Source organism: Hamadaea sp. NPDC051192, from assembly GCF_040682475.1.
Taxonomy (GTDB): Bacteria; Actinomycetota; Actinomycetes; order Mycobacteriales; family Micromonosporaceae; genus Hamadaea; species Hamadaea flava.
Genome location: NZ_JBFBAZ010000157.1, coordinates 1 through 16,826 on the forward strand (window position 1 = coordinate 1; position 16,826 = coordinate 16,826).

At 71.8% G+C, this 16,826-nt stretch carries 15 protein-coding genes and 1 pseudogene; 9 read left to right on the forward strand and 7 right to left on the reverse strand.

Annotated elements, in window-relative coordinates; genetic code table 11:
- Both AB0M47_RS36835 and AB0M47_RS36840 read left to right on the forward strand, forming a co-directional pair.
- A partial coding sequence (locus tag AB0M47_RS36835; protein WP_363422451.1) for a PASTA domain-containing protein occupies positions 1–458 on the forward strand: 458 nt, incomplete at its 5' end.
- Positions 459–620: 162 nt separating this feature from the next.
- On the forward strand, positions 621–2,246 hold the full coding sequence (locus AB0M47_RS36840) for an ABC-F family ATP-binding cassette domain-containing protein (protein ID WP_363422453.1): 1,626 nt from the start codon (positions 621–623) through the stop codon (positions 2,244–2,246).
- Here AB0M47_RS36840 and AB0M47_RS36845 read toward each other — a convergent pair.
- Positions 2,233–3,111, reverse strand: coding sequence for an ANTAR domain-containing protein (locus AB0M47_RS36845; RefSeq protein ID WP_363422454.1), 879 nt, complete (start codon positions 3,109–3,111; stop codon positions 2,233–2,235). The two genes, AB0M47_RS36840 and AB0M47_RS36845, sit on opposite strands and share 14 nt — an antisense overlap.
- 4 nt (positions 3,112–3,115) lie before the next feature.
- The gene (locus tag AB0M47_RS36850) at positions 3,116–3,817 is read right to left on the reverse strand and encodes an ANTAR domain-containing protein (RefSeq protein ID WP_363422456.1); all 702 of its coding nucleotides are present in this window, start codon (positions 3,815–3,817) and stop codon (positions 3,116–3,118) included.
- A 91-nt stretch (positions 3,818–3,908) separates the two neighbouring features.
- Between AB0M47_RS36850 and AB0M47_RS36855 the strand changes: the two genes are divergently transcribed.
- Together AB0M47_RS36855 and AB0M47_RS36860 are read left to right on the forward strand one after the other, a co-directional pair.
- Positions 3,909–4,496 carry a hypothetical protein gene (locus AB0M47_RS36855; RefSeq protein ID WP_363422458.1) on the forward strand — a complete coding sequence of 196 codons (588 nt, stop codon included), beginning with the start codon at positions 3,909–3,911 and terminating at the stop codon, positions 4,494–4,496.
- Between the two features lie 99 nt (positions 4,497–4,595).
- Positions 4,596–6,221 carry a hypothetical protein gene (locus AB0M47_RS36860; protein WP_363422460.1) on the forward strand — a complete coding sequence of 542 codons (1,626 nt, stop codon included), beginning with the start codon at positions 4,596–4,598 and terminating at the stop codon, positions 6,219–6,221.
- Between the two features lie 271 nt (positions 6,222–6,492).
- Here the strand turns inward: AB0M47_RS36860 and AB0M47_RS36865 are convergent.
- The 3 genes and pseudogenes from AB0M47_RS36865 to AB0M47_RS36875 all read right to left on the reverse strand — a co-directional run.
- Positions 6,493–7,461: pseudogene (locus AB0M47_RS36865) on the reverse strand (tyrosine-type recombinase/integrase); the annotation flags it as partial.
- 100 nt (positions 7,462–7,561) lie between these two features.
- Positions 7,562–8,689, reverse strand: a complete 1,128-nt coding sequence (locus AB0M47_RS36870; protein WP_363422463.1) for an AAA family ATPase — start codon at positions 8,687–8,689, stop codon at positions 7,562–7,564.
- Positions 8,676–9,458, reverse strand: a complete 783-nt coding sequence (locus tag AB0M47_RS36875; RefSeq protein ID WP_363422465.1) for an RNA ligase family protein — start codon at positions 9,456–9,458, stop codon at positions 8,676–8,678. Before AB0M47_RS36875 ends, AB0M47_RS36870 begins: the two co-directional genes overlap by 14 nt.
- A gap of 102 nt (positions 9,459–9,560) precedes the next feature.
- On the opposite strand from AB0M47_RS36875, the gene AB0M47_RS36880 reads away from it, so the two are divergent.
- A complete protein-coding gene (locus tag AB0M47_RS36880) occupies positions 9,561–9,944 on the forward strand; it encodes a hypothetical protein (protein WP_253750518.1) in 384 nt (127 codons plus the stop codon).
- A 76-nt stretch (positions 9,945–10,020) separates the two neighbouring features.
- Here the strand turns inward: AB0M47_RS36880 and AB0M47_RS36885 are convergent, their stop codons facing one another.
- A complete protein-coding gene (locus AB0M47_RS36885) occupies positions 10,021–10,956 on the reverse strand; it encodes a polysaccharide deacetylase family protein (protein WP_363422467.1) in 936 nt (311 codons plus the stop codon).
- Positions 10,957–11,065: 109 nt separating this feature from the next.
- Here AB0M47_RS36885 and AB0M47_RS36890 point away from each other — a divergent pair, with 109 nt between their 5' ends.
- The 3 genes from AB0M47_RS36890 to AB0M47_RS36900 all read left to right on the forward strand — a co-directional run bounded on the left by AB0M47_RS36890 (position 11,066) and on the right by AB0M47_RS36900 (position 15,002).
- Entirely contained in the window at positions 11,066–12,421 is a 1,356-nt protein-coding gene (locus AB0M47_RS36890; protein ID WP_363422468.1) for an NUDIX domain-containing protein, read from the forward strand.
- A gap of 189 nt (positions 12,422–12,610) precedes the next feature.
- The gene (locus tag AB0M47_RS36895; protein WP_363422470.1) at positions 12,611–13,978 is read left to right on the forward strand and encodes a squalene monooxygenase; all 1,368 of its coding nucleotides are present in this window, start codon (positions 12,611–12,613) and stop codon (positions 13,976–13,978) included.
- A gap of 94 nt (positions 13,979–14,072) precedes the next feature.
- Positions 14,073–15,002, forward strand: a complete 930-nt coding sequence (locus tag AB0M47_RS36900; protein ID WP_363422472.1) for an SDR family oxidoreductase — start codon at positions 14,073–14,075, stop codon at positions 15,000–15,002.
- Here AB0M47_RS36900 and AB0M47_RS36905 read toward each other — a convergent pair.
- Positions 14,999–16,009, reverse strand: a complete 1,011-nt coding sequence (locus tag AB0M47_RS36905) for a YafY family protein (protein WP_363422474.1) — start codon at positions 16,007–16,009, stop codon at positions 14,999–15,001. The two genes, AB0M47_RS36900 and AB0M47_RS36905, sit on opposite strands and share 4 nt — an antisense overlap.
- A gap of 24 nt (positions 16,010–16,033) precedes the next feature.
- Here AB0M47_RS36905 and AB0M47_RS36910 point away from each other — a divergent pair, with 24 nt between their 5' ends.
- Complete coding sequence (locus tag AB0M47_RS36910; protein ID WP_363422477.1) at positions 16,034–16,765, forward strand: DUF1524 domain-containing protein; 732 nt, start codon at positions 16,034–16,036, stop codon at positions 16,763–16,765.
- Positions 16,766–16,826: the final 61 nt, after the last annotated feature.

Consider the following 16,826-nt stretch of genomic DNA (forward strand, 5'->3'; position numbering starts at 1 on the left):
GGGGACTGGTCTACTGGGGCAACCGCGACGAGGGCACCGGCTCGACGTCGGCCACGCCGTCGCCCAGCGTGGCGATGACCACGCCCGCAGCGCCCGCGTCGCCGACGGCGGCGTCGGAGTCGGCGAGCCCCGGTGGGGCGAGCGCGACGCCGACGACCACTGCGGCCGCCACCGCCAGTGCCTCCCCGAGCGGCAGCGCCGTGCCGAGCCCGTCCCCGACGCCGTCGACGGTGACGATCAGCGTCCCGAACGTGGTGGGGGAGAAGGCGTCGTCGGCGCAGCAGATCCTCACGGACGCCGGGTTCTCCACGATCACCTGCAAGGATCCGTCCGGCAACGTGGTGACCGCGCTGGACGGATACGTGGTGACCGCGCAGACGCCGGAGGCGGGCACCGCCGTCCCGGCCGACACGCCGATCAACCTGAGCTGCAAGCCGTCGTCGGGCGGCAAGGGCTGAACCGGCGGTGATCCACGGCACGATTCCGGGGCGTTCCCCGACGCCCCGGAATCGTGTTAACCTCAACGCACTATGGAGCTGTGACACCACCGACCTTGCCCGCGCCCGAGGTGACGACACCCGGCGGGCATTCTCTTCAGACCCTTTCGGTGGTGTCTTTTCTTGTCTACGAATCCTTTTCTGGTCGCTCGCGACCTGGTGAAGTTCTACGGCCCCCGGGCCGTGCTCGACGGCGTACACCTGACCGCGTCGCCCGGCCAGCGCATCGGCCTGGTCGGCGAGAACGGCGCCGGGAAGTCCACCCTGCTGCGGCTGCTGGCCGGAGTGGACACTCCGGACGCCGGTGAGATCGTCCGGCCGCCGGACCTCGGCCTGCTCCACCAGGAGCTGCCGTTCGTCGCCACGGACACGGTCGACGACGTGATCGCCGAAGCGCTGGCCGAGAGCCGGGCCGTGCTCGCCCTGCTGGAGGAGGCCGCCCAGCGGGCGGCCGACGACTCCGGGGCGGTCGACGTCTACGGTGAGGCGCTGACCCGGGCCGAGGAGATCGGCGCCTGGGACGCCGACCGCCGCGCCGACGAAGTGCTGCACGGGCTCGGCCTGGCGGCGCTCGGCCGCGACCGGCGGCTCGGTGAGATGTCGGGCGGTCAACGATCCCGGGTGGCGCTCGCCGCGCTGCTGGTCCGGCAGCCGTCGGCGCTGTTGCTCGACGAGCCGACCAACCACCTCGACGACGAGGCGGTCGCGTTCGTCGAGGAGCGGTTGCGTGCGCTGCCCGGCGTCGTCGTGGTCGCCAGCCACGACCGGGTGTTCCTCGACGAGGTGTGCACCGACATCGTGGACCTCGATCCGGCTCAGCACACGACCGGCCGGCGCGGTCCGACCCGCTACCGGGGCACCTACACGGACTACCTGTCGGCGAAACGGGCCGAGCGGGCCTGGTGGGAGCAGGCGTTCCTCGCGCAGCAGGACGAGATCAACCTGCTGCGGCACGCGGTCCGCGTGACCGCGCGCCAGGTCGGCCACAGCGGGCGCGCGCCCCGCGACGGTGACAAGAACATCGCCTTCGCCAAGGCCCGCGCGATCGAGGCCGTGGTCTCCCGACGGGTACGCAACGCGCAGCAACGGCTCACGGTGCTCGAACGGGAGCAGATCCGGAAGCCTCCGGCACCCCTGGAGTTCCGGGCTCCGGCGATGACGGCGTCGGCCGACCCCGACGACGGCGCGTTGCTGTCCGTACGCGGACTGCACGTGCCCGGCCGGGTCCGACTCGACCGGCTCGACGTGAGCGCGACCGGTCGCCTGCTGGTCACCGGGGCCAACGGCAGCGGGAAGTCCACGTTGCTCAGCGTGCTCGCCGGCCGCCTCGACGCCGGGGAGGGTGTCGTGCTGCGCCGCCGCGGTCTGCGTACCGCCATGTTGGCGCAGGACGACGAGTGGCCGGACTTGTCGCGTACCCCTAGGGAGATGTATGAGTCCGGCGGCCCGGCGGTGCCCCTCGTGGAGTTGGGCCTCGTGGCGCCGCGTGATCTCGACCGGCCGGTGGGCGCGCTGAGCGTGGGGCAGCGACGGCGCGTGGCGCTGGCGTTGCTGCTGGCGCGGCCACCGCACCTGCTGTTGCTGGACGAGCCGACCAACCACATCTCGCTGGCCCTGGCCGACGAGCTGGAGCAGGCCCTGGGCACCGCGCCCGGCGCGGTCGTCATCGCCTCGCACGACCGGTGGCTGCGCCGTCGCTGGGCGGGGCCGGAGCTGGCGTTGCCCGAGCGGCAGGTCAGTCCAGTGTGATCTCGCGCCGGACGACCCCGGAGGCGACGGTCTCGACCGCGAGCCCGGCGGTGAACGCGCGGGCCCGCAACAGGGCCAGCGCGTCCGCCGGGCCGCAGCCCATCCGCTCGCAGAGCATGCCGACCGCTCGGTGGATCGTGCTGCGGCCGGAACCGGCCGAGAAGAACGTCAGGTAGGGAAAGCCGCCGGCGCTGTCCGACGCGAGCAGCACCGATTGGGTCAGGGCGTCGGCCACCTGGCCCAGTCGGCGCACGGTCGCCCCGGCGCGCCCCGGGCCGAACACCGCCAGCGCGCCGAGGCGCGACCAGCGTGACCCGACGGGGACCGCGACGACCTCCCGTACGCCGAGGTCGGCCAGCGCGGGCAGGTAGAGCGGCCAGCGCTGCGCGTTCGATCGGCTGCCCACCTCGGCGACGGCGGGTTCGCCCGCCCGGACCGCATCGGTCATCGGCCCCTCGCTGAGCATCAGCTCCAGATCCTGCGCGGCCTCGGCCACCCCGTCGGAGGCGGAGGCGTACGCCTGCGCGAGGCTGCTCCCGACGAGGGTCAGCGCGGTCGGCGCGCCGACGATCTCCGCCATCGCGGACATGAACGGCTCCACGCCGGGCGGATCGTCCAATCGCCAGTTCCGCAGCCGTTCGGCGTGGGCCAGATGGATGCGCCGGGTGGCGAGGTGACGCTCGGCCGAGCCGCGATTGATGGCCGACATCCGCTCGTGCAGCTTGCGTTGCTCGTCGGACCCCGTGTCGAGCAGGCCCTCGTGCCGCTCGGCGAACCGCAGCGACCGTTCGGCACACTGCCGTTCGTGCTCGGCCATCGCGGCGGCGAGAAGGATCGCGGCGCGGAGTTGATCACTGGACGTCATGAGGTCACCAGCGGTCGACGGCCGCCGCCTCCCGTACCAGGGTCTCGAGCGGCACATCGCGCTCCTCGGTGTCCCGCCGCATGCGCTCGTAGGCCTCGTCCGGGGTGACGTTCCAGCGTTCGGCCAACCGGCCGACCGCCTCTTCGATCCGGACCCGCTGGTCCAGGGCCACGCTCAGCCGCCGAGCGCGGGCAGCGGCGGCGTCCCGGCGGCGCGCCTCGATCAGGACGGCCGTGGCGGTGACGGCGAGCGCCTCGGCGACCTCGATCCGGGGCGCCTCCAGCCCGACCCAGTCCTCGCAGTACAGCGTGACGGTGCCCAGGATCTCGTCGGCGTCCCGCAACGGCAGCACGGTCACCAAGCCGATGCCGGCCGCCAGCGCGCGCTCGGCGACAGCCGGCCACCGGCCGTCGCGCGGCAGCAGCCGCGTGTTGACCAGCGACCGACCGTACGCGCGGACGTAGCGAGCCGGCGTCGGCCCGGCACCAGCCGCCACATCCTCCAGGACGTGTGCGCGTTCGTCCGAGGCGGCCATGACGGGCGGGCAGTCCCCGACCGGGCCGACGCTGACGCCGACGGACGGTACGCCCACCGCCGCGGCACAGCTGTCGGCGAAGACCTGCAACACCTCCGCGGCCGACGACTCCGCCAGGACGCAGCGGGCGATGCCGGCGAACGCTCGGGCCACCCGCGTCTGGTCGGTCATGCCCTCAGCATGCTCCACCTCGGACGGCGTGCATACCCGGATTGAAATCTCCATCCTCCGGGTATGCGATCCCGACCGGAAAGGAGAGGCCATGTCACCGGCACAAGTCATCCTTCTGCTCGTGGTCGTCGTCGTCCTCGGGGCGGCCGCCGTCTTCGCCGTCCGGATCCAGCGCAGCCGCCGGCTCCGGACGACCTTCGGCGACGAGTACGAACGTCTGGTCGCCGAACACGACAACAAGGCGGCGGCCGAGAAGGAGTTGCTCGAACGGCAACGTCGGCATGCCGACCTCGACCTTCGGCCACTGACGCCGGACGCTCGAAGCAGATACGCTGACGAATGGCAGGAGGTCCAGGCGCGATTCGTCGACGCGCCCGAGGACGCCGTCGGCGCCGCCGACGAGGTCGTGACCCGGCTCGTGGGTGAGATCGGGTACCCGACCGGAGATTACGACGACCAGGTCGCGCAGCTGTCCGTCGACCATGCCCGAACGCTTTCGGCCTACCGGCGGGCTCACGAGATCAGCGAGCGCGCCCGCCGCCACGAGGCGTCCGTCGAGGAACTTCGGCAGGCGGTAGTGCAGTACCGCGAGCTCGTCGCCGATCTGCTCGGCGAGGAGCCCGTACCACCTCAACGGCCGCAGCCGACCTCCGAGAGTCGCCCGGCTTCGCGGCCCTGACCCGCCGCGCCCCCCACGACGCGGCCCATTGTTCGCCGCGTACCACGACGCGGCACGAGTCACCGCGTCCCCCCGACGCAGTGTGAAAGGGGAAGGCTTATGCAGTCAGACAAGATCCGGGGGCCGCTGGCGCCGTCGGATCACCCGGAGGAGGAGCCGCACGTCATCGACGACTTCGCCGCCGACATCGACAACCACGTCACCGCGCCGGAAGCCGATCCCGAGGTCGACGAGCAGCGCCTGGTGGTACCCGCCCAGCGGGAACCCGCCGACGACGCGGCCGACGCTTCCGCAGGCCCGGAGGCATCCGATGTGGACGCTACGGTCGCCGCAGCGGACGACGACGCGACCGACCTGGCGGAGTCGCCGACCTCCGCGGAGGAGGCGGACGGCGCAGCGGCAGCCGACGAAGTCGCGGAACCGAGCGCGGAGACCAACGTCGCCGAGTCGCCGGCCGACGAAGCAGACGAAGCCGACGAAGCCGACGAAGCAGCAGACGAATCGGTGGACGCGGAGAGCACCCCCGAAGCTCCGGCCGGCGAGATCGCCGACGCTTCAGACGAATCGGCTGACGAGACAGCCACCGACGAGCCGGTAGCCGAGGCCGACGAGGCCGCAGCGGTGGAGGACTCCGACGCGGTAGCGGAGCCGACCGCCGAGGCCGACGATGCCGAGTCGCTCGACGACGAAGCGGACGCGGCGGAGCTGAGTGGCGAGGCGGACATCGCAGACGCGGCCGACGACGGCGACGCCGTCGAAGAGCCGGACGGCGAGGCCGACGCGGCAGACGATGTGACAGACGAGGCGGACGAAGGCGCGGCCGTCGAGGACGTGGCCGAGTCCGTGGACGAGGAACCGGGCGGCGAACCCGAGGGCACCGCCGAGGTGGTCGACGCGGCCGACCTGGCGGAGTCGCCGGGCGCGGAACCGCCCAGTGCGGAGTCGCCGGGTGCGGAACCGCCCAGTGCGGAGTCGTCGAGTGCGGACGAGCCGGACGAACTTGTCGCCGACGCGGACGAGCCCGTAGCCGAAGCGGCTGAGACTGAAGCGGCGGAGACTGAAGCGGCTGAGACTGAAGCGGCTGAGACTGAAGCGGCTGAGACTGAAGCGGTTGAGACTGAAGCGGTTGAGAGCGAAGCGGCGGACGACGTGGACTCGGGCCAAGACGTTGACGCGGTGGAAGCGCCCAGCGCCGAGGCGGACGCGGCCGACGAAACGGCGGAAGACGCTGACGCAGCGAGAGACGCCACGGTGGAGGATGCCGCCATGGAAGACGCCGTGGAAGACGCCGTGGAAGACACTGCGGTGGAAGCAGCTGTGGTCGAGCCGATCGCGGCGGAAGAAGCCGGGGAAGACCACGCTGGGGAAGCCGCTGGGGAAGCGGAAGTAGCGGAGGAGGCGGCGGCCGTCGCGGCAGAAGCGACGGACGCCGGGTCAGTGGCGGATCCGCTGCCGGTCGTGGCCGGCCTGTGGGACGCGACGGCGGCGGAGAATCTGCGCCGCCGGTGGCACGAGGTCCAGGTGCGGTTCGTGGACGATCCGGCGGCTGCGGCCCGGGACGCTCAGGCGCTCGCCGACGAGGCTCTGGAGGGCCTCACGGCGGCGTTGGCGGAGCGGAAGCGGGCCCTGTCCGAGTGGGAGGACGCCGAGGGCGACACCGAACGGCTGCGGCAGGCTGTTCAGCGTTACCGGGACCTGGTCGAGTTCGCGCTGCCCAAGGACTAGCCGCCCGAAGCAGCTGCCCACCGAGTAGCTGCCTAAGGAGTAGCCGCTCAAGGAGTAGCCGCTCAAGGAAGAGACGCCCGGGTGGGGTGGTCGCCGGAAGCCAGATCCGGCGACGCCTCACCGGGTTATCCCTTGATCAGGGTCATTTCCACGTTGCCATGGCGACAGGGAAATGACCCTGATCATGCGTGGTTCACCGCCCGGCCGCCGCGCCTGGTGCGACGTCTCCCGGCGGAGCGCCAGGCACGGCCTCGGCGGAGGGGGAGGAAGTACGCCGGGCGCGCGCGGCCCAGATGGCGTACGAGGGATCGCGGTCGAGGTTGTGCCGGTCGCGGTCGTAGCGGCGGGTCGTTCGCGGGTCGGCGTGGCCCATCGCGTCCTGCACGTCCTCCAGCGGTACGCCTTCGGACCGGGCCGTGGTCGCGAACGCGTGCCGCAGGGAGTGCGGCGACAGGTGTTCGGCGCTGGGGATCCCGGCCCGCTTGGCGAGCTGCGGGATGAGGCGTTTGACGGCGTGCCGGTCGACGGGCGCGCCCGTGGTGGTCACGAACACCGGCCCGGTCAGCTCGTCGACGGCGACCCCCGCCAGCGAGGCCCGCGAGTCCAGGTACGCGTCCAGCGCAGCCGCCGTCCCAGGGGCCAACGCCCGGCGACGGGGACGGCCGCCTTTGCCGACGAACCGGATGGTCCGGTGCCCGCGTTCGTGGCCGAGGTCGTCCAGGTCGAGTCCGCACACCTCGCTGACCCGCAGGCCGAGGTCGGCGAGCAGGGCGATGATGGCGTACGCCCGGACGCCGTCCTCCTTGGCGGCCCGCAGGATGGCGTCCACCTCGGCCGGGCTCATCCCGATCGTCGTCGAGTGGTCGCGGCTGACCTGCGGCCGGTCCGCGCCGCCGACCGGGTTGGCGGTGACCGCCTCCAGTTTGAGCAGGAAGTCGTACCAGCTCGACAGGCCGGACAGTTTGCGGGCGATCGTCGTCGGCGCGAGCGCCTTGCCGGTACGCGGGTCGACAGCCGCCTCCAGCGCGCGGGCGTACTCGTTGACGTGGGTGAACTTGACCGACCGGGGATCGATGTCATGTTCGCCGCACCAGGCCAGGAACGAGGTGACATCCCGCCGGTAAGCGTCCCTCGTGTGCTCCGACAGCCGCCGGTTGTGCAGCCACGCCTCGGTGAAGTCGACGTACTCCTGCACGGGGTGCATCAGCGCGCCCGAGCCGGACCGGGGGACGATCTCCATGATCCCAATCTACCGCCCAGGTCCGACACGGAGAGCCGTCCGACACCGAGCCGAGGCACCGAGCCGTCCGAGACACCGAGCCGTCCGACATCGAGAGCCGTCAGACGCGGGTGTCGATCCAGGACACGGCGTGCGCCTCGGTCAGGTCGGGCGTCTCCCAACGGCCGATCATGCGTTCGACGGCCGCGGCCGGCACCGGCGACGTACGCGCGGAGTTGCGTGCCGAGATGACGCCGGGCGGCGCCTCCAGCGAGACGACGTGGACGCGTGCGCCGTAGCCGGCCGCGAGCGAGACGATCTGCTCACGTGCTTGGCGGGACACGTTCGTCGCGTTCCACACGAACGGCGTCCGGGTGCGCAGCAGCGTTCGCGCCGCCGAGCGGGCCGCCGCCAGCACCGGCCCCTGCGGCGCGGTCGGGCGTACGCCCAGCGACGCCCGCAGCGCGTCGAGGCTGATCACCGGCAGCGCGTCGAACGCAGACTGCACGTAGGTGTCTTTGCCGACGCCGGGCAGCCCCGACAGCACGGTCACGGTGAACGTCGTGTCGTCGTAGGCCGCCCAGCGGGGATCGCGCCCCGGGGTCGCGAAGTACGCGTACCGCGCGTGGTCGTTGGCGAACGGCCATGGCCGGTCGAGCACGCCGAGGTCGGCGCAGTACTCCCGGAACAGCGCGATGTTGTCCAGCACCGACGATGCGTCGCCGCAGATCCGGCCGAGGATGTCGGCGGTGGCCAGCATCGCCAGGTCGTCGTTGCGCGCCGTGATCGACACCCGCAGGACGATCTCCTCCAGATCGTCGCGTTCAAGGGCCCAGAACGGGACCTGATGGTGCCGCACCAGCGCCGCGACGTGCTCCCGGAACCCGAGTGGCGCGTCCAGCTCCCACAGCAGCCGCCGGGCCAGCAGTTCGCCCCGCCGGGAATGCCCGTGCGCCGTCACCGACCCGTCGGCTTCTGTCCGCGTACAAAATGGTTTGGCGACGTCGTGCAGCAACACGGCCGCGAACAGGCGGACCCGATGGTCCGGTTCGAGCGCGCGCCACGAGGGCAGCGATGTGAGCGCCTCAGCGGCCATCCGCGTGTGTGTGGCCACGTCCCCCTCGGCGTGGTGGCGCGGGTCCTGCTCGACGCCTTCCAGGCGGCGCAGCCACGCGAACGCCGCGCGCAGCCGGGGCCAGTCGACCGTCCATTCCGGACCGCGCGGGCACAGGTCGTCAAAGATGGGCATAGAGCGCCTCCGGGTCCGCGAGCCGGTTGGGCACGATCGGGCGGTCGGCCCAGTGCGTGCCGGAGTCGAGGATGGCGGTCAGGAAGCTCGCGCGCACCCACTTGTAGCGCTCGACCACCTGGCCGTCCTCCTCGACCTTCAGGTACAGGCCTTCCATGTCGTCGGCGCGGTCGGTCTCCGCGACGACCCGGTCCGCGTCGGTGCCGGCCTCCACGGCGGCCGCGCGCAGGTTCTCGCGCCACTCGCCGGTCCGGCAGGTGGACGGCCCGACCAGCGCGGTCAGCTCGCTCGCCGCGGTGAAGCGGCCTTCGCGCAGAACCGGGACGCTCGTGATCGGCAGCCCCGCGAGCAACTCGCGACGGCGCGGGGTGCTCAAGAACTCACTGGTACGCACATCGAACACATCGAATTCGCAGAAGTAGTGCGGCAGCGCGTCATAGAACACGGTGTGCTTGGCGTACAACCATTCGCCGTAGAGCACGAACCGGTCGCCGAGCACCGGGCGCAGCCGGTCGGCGATGGTCGCCGCCCACGACTTCAACGGGGCGAACTGCTTCTCGCGGGGACCGCCGGTCAGGTAGTGCCCCCGCGATTGCAGCCGCAGCCGCCCGTCGGCGTCGAAGCTGATCCCGGCGTTGGCACCGTCGAGTTTCTCCTCGACGACCAGGTGACGGCCGCGTACGGCGGCGAACGGCGCCTGGGCGAGGTCGTGGTCGCCCGGTTGCAGACGCGACCCGGCCAGGTGCGGCGTCCGCGGATACTTGATCACCCGACAGTTATAGGTCCCGGAAACTCGGTTGTGCCAGGGATTTCACCGATGCTTGAGACGCACGTGACACAGGTTCGCATTGATGCACTAGGGTGTGCGCTCATGATTCGGATCTCGACCAAGTACTTCTGGTTGGCGTTCATGTTCGCCTTCTTCAAGCCGTGGCTGGTCATCGACGGCCAGCAGCACCGGCTGCAGTGGGGCGACAACGCTATCCCGGCCGCGCCGGGGCAGCACCACATCTCCATCTGGATCCCGTACCTGTGGAAGGTCGGCGAGGCCAGCCTCGTCGTCGACAACAGCTACGGTGAGGCGCAGGTCTTCTACGCGTCGCCGCCGTGGGCGTTCGGCGCGGGCGCGATCGGCACCACTCCGCAGGAGTCGCCGAACAAGACCCTCGCGCTGATCCTCGGTCTGGGTCTGCCGGCGCTGATCATCCTGTGCTGCTGCTGCGGCACGATCCTGTCGTCGATGAGCAACAGCTGATCGAAGTACACCCCAGGGGGACGTCCGGACGCGGGCGTCCCCCTAATCGTGCCCAGGATCAGGTGCTGGTCGGCTGCTACGTGCTGGTGGGCAGAGCGATCAGCCGGAACCTGGCCTTGAGCCACGGCAGCAGCACCCGGTAGGCCGCGATGGTCGTCGGCTTGCCGTTGTCGTGGGACAGCACGATCGACCCCGGGCGTACGCCGCTTTCCACCGCGCTGATCACGTGGTTGGTCATCGACGAGCCGGTGCCGTACTTGCTGCTCTCCCAGTCGCGCGGGTCCAGCGACCAGTAGATCGACGTCATCCCGAGATCTTTGGCGATCTGCACCAGCCGGGGCGTGAAGTTGCCGCCCGGCGCCCGGAAGTACCGGATCTTCGCGTCCGGGGCGGCCGCGTGGATGACCTCGTTGGTGTGCTCCAGGTCCCGCTTGATGTACGCGTCGGTCCGCTTGTCATCGGCCAGGTCCAGCAGGTGCTGCCACGAGTGGTTGCACACCGTGTGTCCTTCGGCGACGATCCGGCGTACGAGGTCGGGATGGTCCCGCGCCCGGAAGCCGACCAGGCAGAACGTCGCCTTCACCCCACACTGCTTGAGCATGTCCAGCATCTTCGGGGTGTTGATCGGGTCCGGGCCGTCGTCGAAGGTGAGCGCCACGTTCTGTGTGCCGGTGACGCTGACCGAGCCGGCCGGGCCGTGCCCGCTGGCCTGCGAGCGCGCGAGCGGGACCGTCGACTTGCACGACAACGCCCCCGACTCGGTACGCGACTTGGTCGGGCTCGGCTTGGGCGACGGCTTGCGCGTCGGCGACGGCGTCGGGCGCGGCGACGGTGACTCGGCCGCCGACGGCGACGGCACGGCGCTGCTGACCTCCGGCGTCGGCGAGCCCGGCTCGGTCGGGCCGGGCGGCGCGGCTTGCGGGCTCCCGGTGCAGCCGGTGAGCAGCACAGTGGCGGCGACAAGCGCACCGAGCAGCGCCGGGACGAGGCGCCGCGAGCGGATGGGGGGCACGGGCGGCTCCTGGGGAGTCGGGGTGCCGCGAGACTACCCCGGCGACCGGATACGGCGAAAGATCGGCGATGCCACCAGATGACCGTCCGCTGTGGCAGCATGCACGCTCATGGGAGAACACGAGCTGCGCGACGAGGTCCTCGCCGCCGCGGCGGCCTGGGTGTGGACGCCGTACGACGCGACCGTCGCGACCAGCGACGACGTGACCGTGGTGGTCCATGAGGGCAAGGGCACCGTGCAGCGGGCCGACGGCGGCGACCCGGCCCGCCTGGTGACCCAGGCGCTGCGGCTGACCGGCGCCAACGGCGGCGACGCCGTCGTGTTCGTGGTCCATCCCTTGACGACGCCCGCCCACCTCGGCGACGAGCTGACCCGGCTTGGCAGCGAGATCGTCGGCGAGCACGACATCTGCGCGTACGACTTGAGTGAGGGGCTGCCTGAGCTGCCCGTCCCGGCCGACGTCACGATCGAACGGGTGGACACGCCCGAGCAGCTCGCCGAAGCGTACGCGGTGGCCGCGGAAGCCTTCGGCCAGCCGCTGCCGTCGCCCGAGTTCGCCGCCGGCGAGGCCGCCGAGCTCGCTCAGCAGGTCGCTGCCGGCCTGAACGCTCGAGCCGGGAGTGAGGACGAAGGGCCGGCCGAAATGGGCACCGCCGGGGCGGAGCGGACGATCTTCCGGTATCTGGCGCGGATCGACGGGCGCGCGGTCGGCTCAGCCGGCCTCACCATGGACGACGGCGTCGCCAAGCTCTGGGGCGGCGGCGTGCTGGCCGACGCGCGTGGGCGTGGGGCGTACCGGGCGCTGCTGGCCGTCCGGCTGGCTCAGGCCGCCACCCTGGCGGCGAGGTTCGCTCTGACAAGGGCACGGATCGGCACGTCGAGCCCGATCCTGCGCCGCGCCGGGTTCGTCGCCTACGGCCGGGAAGTCCAGCATCAGCTGCCGGTACGCCGCGCGTCGGCGGAGCACTACCGCTCGTTGCCGCACAAGATCCTCGGGTCGGGCGCGGTCTTCTTCGACGAGTCCGGCCGGGTGCTCATCGTCGAGCCGTCTTACAAGGACCACTGGGAGATCCCGGGCGGGGTCGTCGAGCGCAACGAGCCGCCGCTGGCCGGGGCGCACCGCGAGGTCCTCGAGGAGCTGAGCCTGGACCGGTCGCTGGGCCGGCTGCTGGTCGTCGACTGGTCGCCGCCCCGGGGCCGCCGCACGGTCGACCTGATGGCGTTCGTCTTCGACGGCGGCGTGCTCACCGAGGCCGACGTGGCCGCGATCCGGCTCCAGCCGGAGGAGCTGCGCGGTTACCGGTTCTGCCGGGTCGACGACGAGGTCAACGAGACGGCCGGGCTGTTGCCGCCGATCCTGACCAAGCGGGTCGCGGCAGCCGTGCGCGCGCGGGCCGCCGGGGTCACGGTGTACCTCGAGTCGGGTGACCCGATCGACGGATCGGTGACTCCTTCACAGGGATGAGCGACGATGTCGTGAAAGCGTCACGGCACTCAGCGGTACGCCCGATTCGCTGGCATTGATAACCGCCTGTCCACTGTGGCGCACCGCACATTGTCAATCACCTGACGTCATTTTCCTTTCCCTGGATGTGTTCCGGCTGGCTAGCGTTCCGCCAATCCGTTACGCCACAAGCGCTTCCAGGAGTTCACCATGCACCCCTCTGGCCAATCCACCGAATCGTCCCCGGCGACGGGCCGCGCGATCGTCGTCGGCGGGAGCGTCGCGGGCCTGCTGGCCGCGCGAGTCCTCGCCGGCACGTTCGACCACGTCCTGGTCCTCGACCGCGACGAGATGCCGCTGCAGGCCGCCCATCGCAAGGGCGTGCCGCAGAGCCGGCACGCCCACGGGCTGCTCGACAAGGGCCGGGCGATCCTCGACGAGCTGCTGCCCGGCTTCACCGCCGACATCGTCGCCCGGGGCGCGGTCACCGCCGACACCCACGCCGACGTGATCTGGTACAACGACGGCCACCGGATGCTGCGCGCCCCGTCGGAGATGACCGCGCTGTGCGTGAGCCGGCCGACGCTGGAGGCGTACGTGCGCAGCCGGGTCGCCGCCCTGCCCCAGGTCGAGATCCGCGCCGGCGTCGCCGTCGACGGGCTGACCGTCGCCGACGGCCGCGTCACCGGCGTACGCACCCAGGACGAGATCCTGCACGCCGACGTCGTGGTGGACGCGACCGGGCGCAGCAACCGCGGCCCGGCCTGGCTGACCGAGCACGGGTACGCCGCCCCGCCGGAGGACACGGTGAAGGCCGGCCTGGTGTACGTCACCCGGGAGTACCGCCGTGACCCGGCCGCCCAGGACTACGCCGCGATCATCGTCGGCCACCACCCGGCCAACCCGACGAGCACCGGTACGCTCGCCGCCGAAGGCGACCGCTGGATCGTCACGCTGATGGGGGTCAACGACGACATCCCGCCGCTGGACGGCCCCGGCTTCGAGGCGTACGCCGCCCGCCTGGACGGGCCGGAGCTGTCGCGGCTGCTCGCCACGGCGGAGCCGTTGACCGAACCCACCCGGTTCCGCATCGGCCCCAGCGCCCGCCGCCGCTACGAGCGCTGCGACCGGCTCCCGGAGGGCTACCTCGCCCTCGGCGACTCGCTGTGCTGCTTCAACCCGGCGTACGGGCAGGGCATGACGACGGCCGCGATGGCGGCGCAGTGGCTCGGCCAGTGCCTGCGCAGCGGCCGCGCCGGGCTGACCAGGCGCTACTTCGCCGGAGTGACCGCCATCGTGGACACTCCGTGGGACATCACGGTGTCCGGGGATCTGCGGTTCCCGCACGTCCCCGGTACGCGGACCGCCCGGGTCAAGCTGCTCAACGCGTACCTGTCGAAGGTGCACGTCGCGGCGCAGGCCGACCCGTTCGTCGGGCAGACCTTCCTGAAGGCGGTCAACTTCCTGATCAGCCCGCAGCAGCTCATGTCGCCGCGGATGCTGTGGCGGGTGTGGCGCGGTCGCAAGGCTCAGCCGGTCGCGCAGACGGCCCCACGCGATCTGACGCCGGTCGCCTGAACCCCGCGGTAGTTCACGTCCCTGCGGAAGTCCCTGCGGAAGGCCCTGGCAAACCTGACGGTGGCTGTCCGGTTTGCCAGGGACGCTGACTCGCATGAACACCTCATGGGAACGCCCTTTGAAGGGCAGGGTCGCGCTCGTCGCGGGCGCGACCCGCGGCTGCGGGCGGGCCATCGCCGTGCACCTCGGGCTGGCCGGCGCCACCGTGTACGCCACCGGGCGGACCACCCGCGCTCGGCAGTCGGAGATGGGCCGGCCGGAGACGATCGAGGAGACCGCCGAGTTGATCACCGGCGCGGGCGGCACGGCGTACGCCGTCGAGGCCGACCATCTGGTCCCCGAGCAGGTCGCGGAGGTCGTCGCCCGGATACGCCGGGAGCAGGGCCGGCTCGACGTGCTCGTCAACGACATCTGGGGCGGCGACCCGTTCTCCGAATGGGACAAGCCGCTGTGGGAGCACGATCTCGGCAAGGGCCTGCACATGCTGGACGTCGGCCTGCGTAGCCACATCATCACCAGCCATTACGCGCTCGGGCTGCTCAGTGAGCGGCCCGGCGGGCTGCTGGTCGAGGTCACCGACGGCACGGCCGAGTTCAACCGGGCGTACCGGGGCGAGTTCTTCTACGACCTGGTGAAGGCGTCGATCAACCGGATCGCGATGGCGCAGGGCGAGGAACTGGCGAAGGTCGGCTGCGTGGCGGTCGGGGTGACGCCGGGATTCCTGCGGTCGGAGGCCATGCTGGACCACTTCGGCGTCACCGAGGCCACCTGGCGCGACGCGGCCGGTCCGGACAACCCGCACTTCTCGCTGTCGGAGTCGCCGGACTATCTGGGCCGGGGTATCGCCGCACTGGCCGCCGACCCCGACGCCGCCCGGTTCGGCGGGCAGACGCTGAGCAGCGGGCAGCTGGCCAAGGAGTACGCCATCGTGGACAACGACGGCACCCGGCCCGACTTCTGGGCGTACGCCGCCGCCAACAACCTGGAGAACCAGGGTGTGATCGACGACGCCCAGTGGCGTTAGCCGCCGTCCGGGTGTGCTGAGTTGCGGGCGGCCAGTCGCCGGCCGGTCTCGGCCAGGGCCGCCCGCAACTGCGGCGGGTCGAGGACTTCGACGTCCGGGGCCAGCGCGATCAGCTGATGCTGCGCGATGTGCAGCGTCTCGACGAGCAACTCGGCCTCGACCCAGCCGTCGGCGTCGGGCGGACCGACCTGGCCCAGTTCCTCGACGGTGTTCCGGCCGAGGTGGCGGGCCAGGTCCGGCAGCACCCGGGCGGGCAGGCGTACGCGGATCGTGGCGTGCAGGATGCTGCGGTCGAACTCGGCGGCGGCCGTCGCCCAGTACTCGGCGAGCACGAAGCCGGCCGGCCGTTCGAACCGCTCGCCCGTCCGGTCGACGGAGCGGATCCGGGCCACCCGGTACGTGCGCAGGTCGCCGTCGGCATCACCGCCGGCACCGCGGTCGGTGGCCACGGCGGCTACGGCGTACCAGACCCCGGCCTTGAGGACGAGCCCGAGCGGGTCGACGGTCCGCTGGACGGTCTGCCGACCGCGTTCGTAGCTGATCCGCAGCCGTCGCCGGTCGAAGACGGCGGCCGCGACGTCGGCGAGGTGGGGCAGCGGCTCGTCGCGGTGGAACCAGCCGGGCGCGTCCAGGTGGAACCGCTCGCCCAGCTCCTGGGCGCGGTCGCGGGCGCCGGCCGGCAGCGTCGCCAGCAGCTTGGCCTGGGCACTGGTCGCCGCGCCGGCCAGCCCGAGATCGGCCAGCGCAGCCGGGACACCGCTGACGAACAGGGCGGCCGCCTCCGGCCCGGTCAGCCCGTCCAGCCGCGTACGCCATCCGTCGAGCAGCCGGATGCCGCCACCGCGGCCGGGTTCGGAGTAGAGCGGCACCCCGGCGGCCTGCAACGCCGCCACGTCCCGCAGGATGGTGCGCTCGGAGACCTCGAGGATCGCGGCCAGCTGACCGGCGGTGGCGCTCCGGCGCGCCTGCAGCGTGAACAGCAGCGCGATCAGCCGCTCCGACTTCACTACGACACCTTATGGTGATGGTTGATGAAGCGCTATCGGGGGGAGCTGCTCACGCTGGTCCTGCTGCTGCTCGTCGCAGCGGCGGTCGCCTGGTGGTGGGATCAGGGCCAGCTGGACGACGAACCGTCCCCATCCACCGCGACGGCCGCTCCCTCGGCTGCGGCGTCGGCTCCGTCAGGTGGAGTCGCGGGCAAGGACACGGCGCTCGCCCTGCTGGCCAAGCTGCCGCAGGCCGCCCAGTCCCATTGGGACAGCTACACGCGCGCGTCGTTCGGCGATCCGCTGTGGACCGACGACACCGACGCCCCCGGCGGCCGCAACGGCTGCGACACTCGGGACGACGTGCTGCGCCGCGACCTGACCGGCGCGCGGCTCGGCACGGGCAACCCGTGCGTGGTCCTGTCCGGGGCGCTGCACGACCCGTACACGGGCAAGACGCTGCCGTATGACCGCAGCCGCGCGTCCGAGATCGAGATCGACCACGTGGTGGCGGTCGCCGCGGCGTGGCGGGCCGGGGCGTGGTCCTGGTCGCTCGACCGGCGGCGCGCGTTCGCCAACGACGTCGACAACCTGCTCGCCGCCGACAAGACGGCCAACCAGGACAAGCGCAGCCAGACGCCCGACCACTGGAAACCTTCGCGCCGGGAGGCCTGGTGCGATTACGCGCGGCGCTACGTCACCGCCAAGAGCCGGTACGCGCTGAGCGTGACGTCGCCGGAGGCGACGGCGCTCGGGGAGATGCTCACGACGTGTTGAGGAACCTCGCCCCGGGGAGCGGTTTCCCTCTCACATGAGACGCGCTCTGCTGATCGTGGTC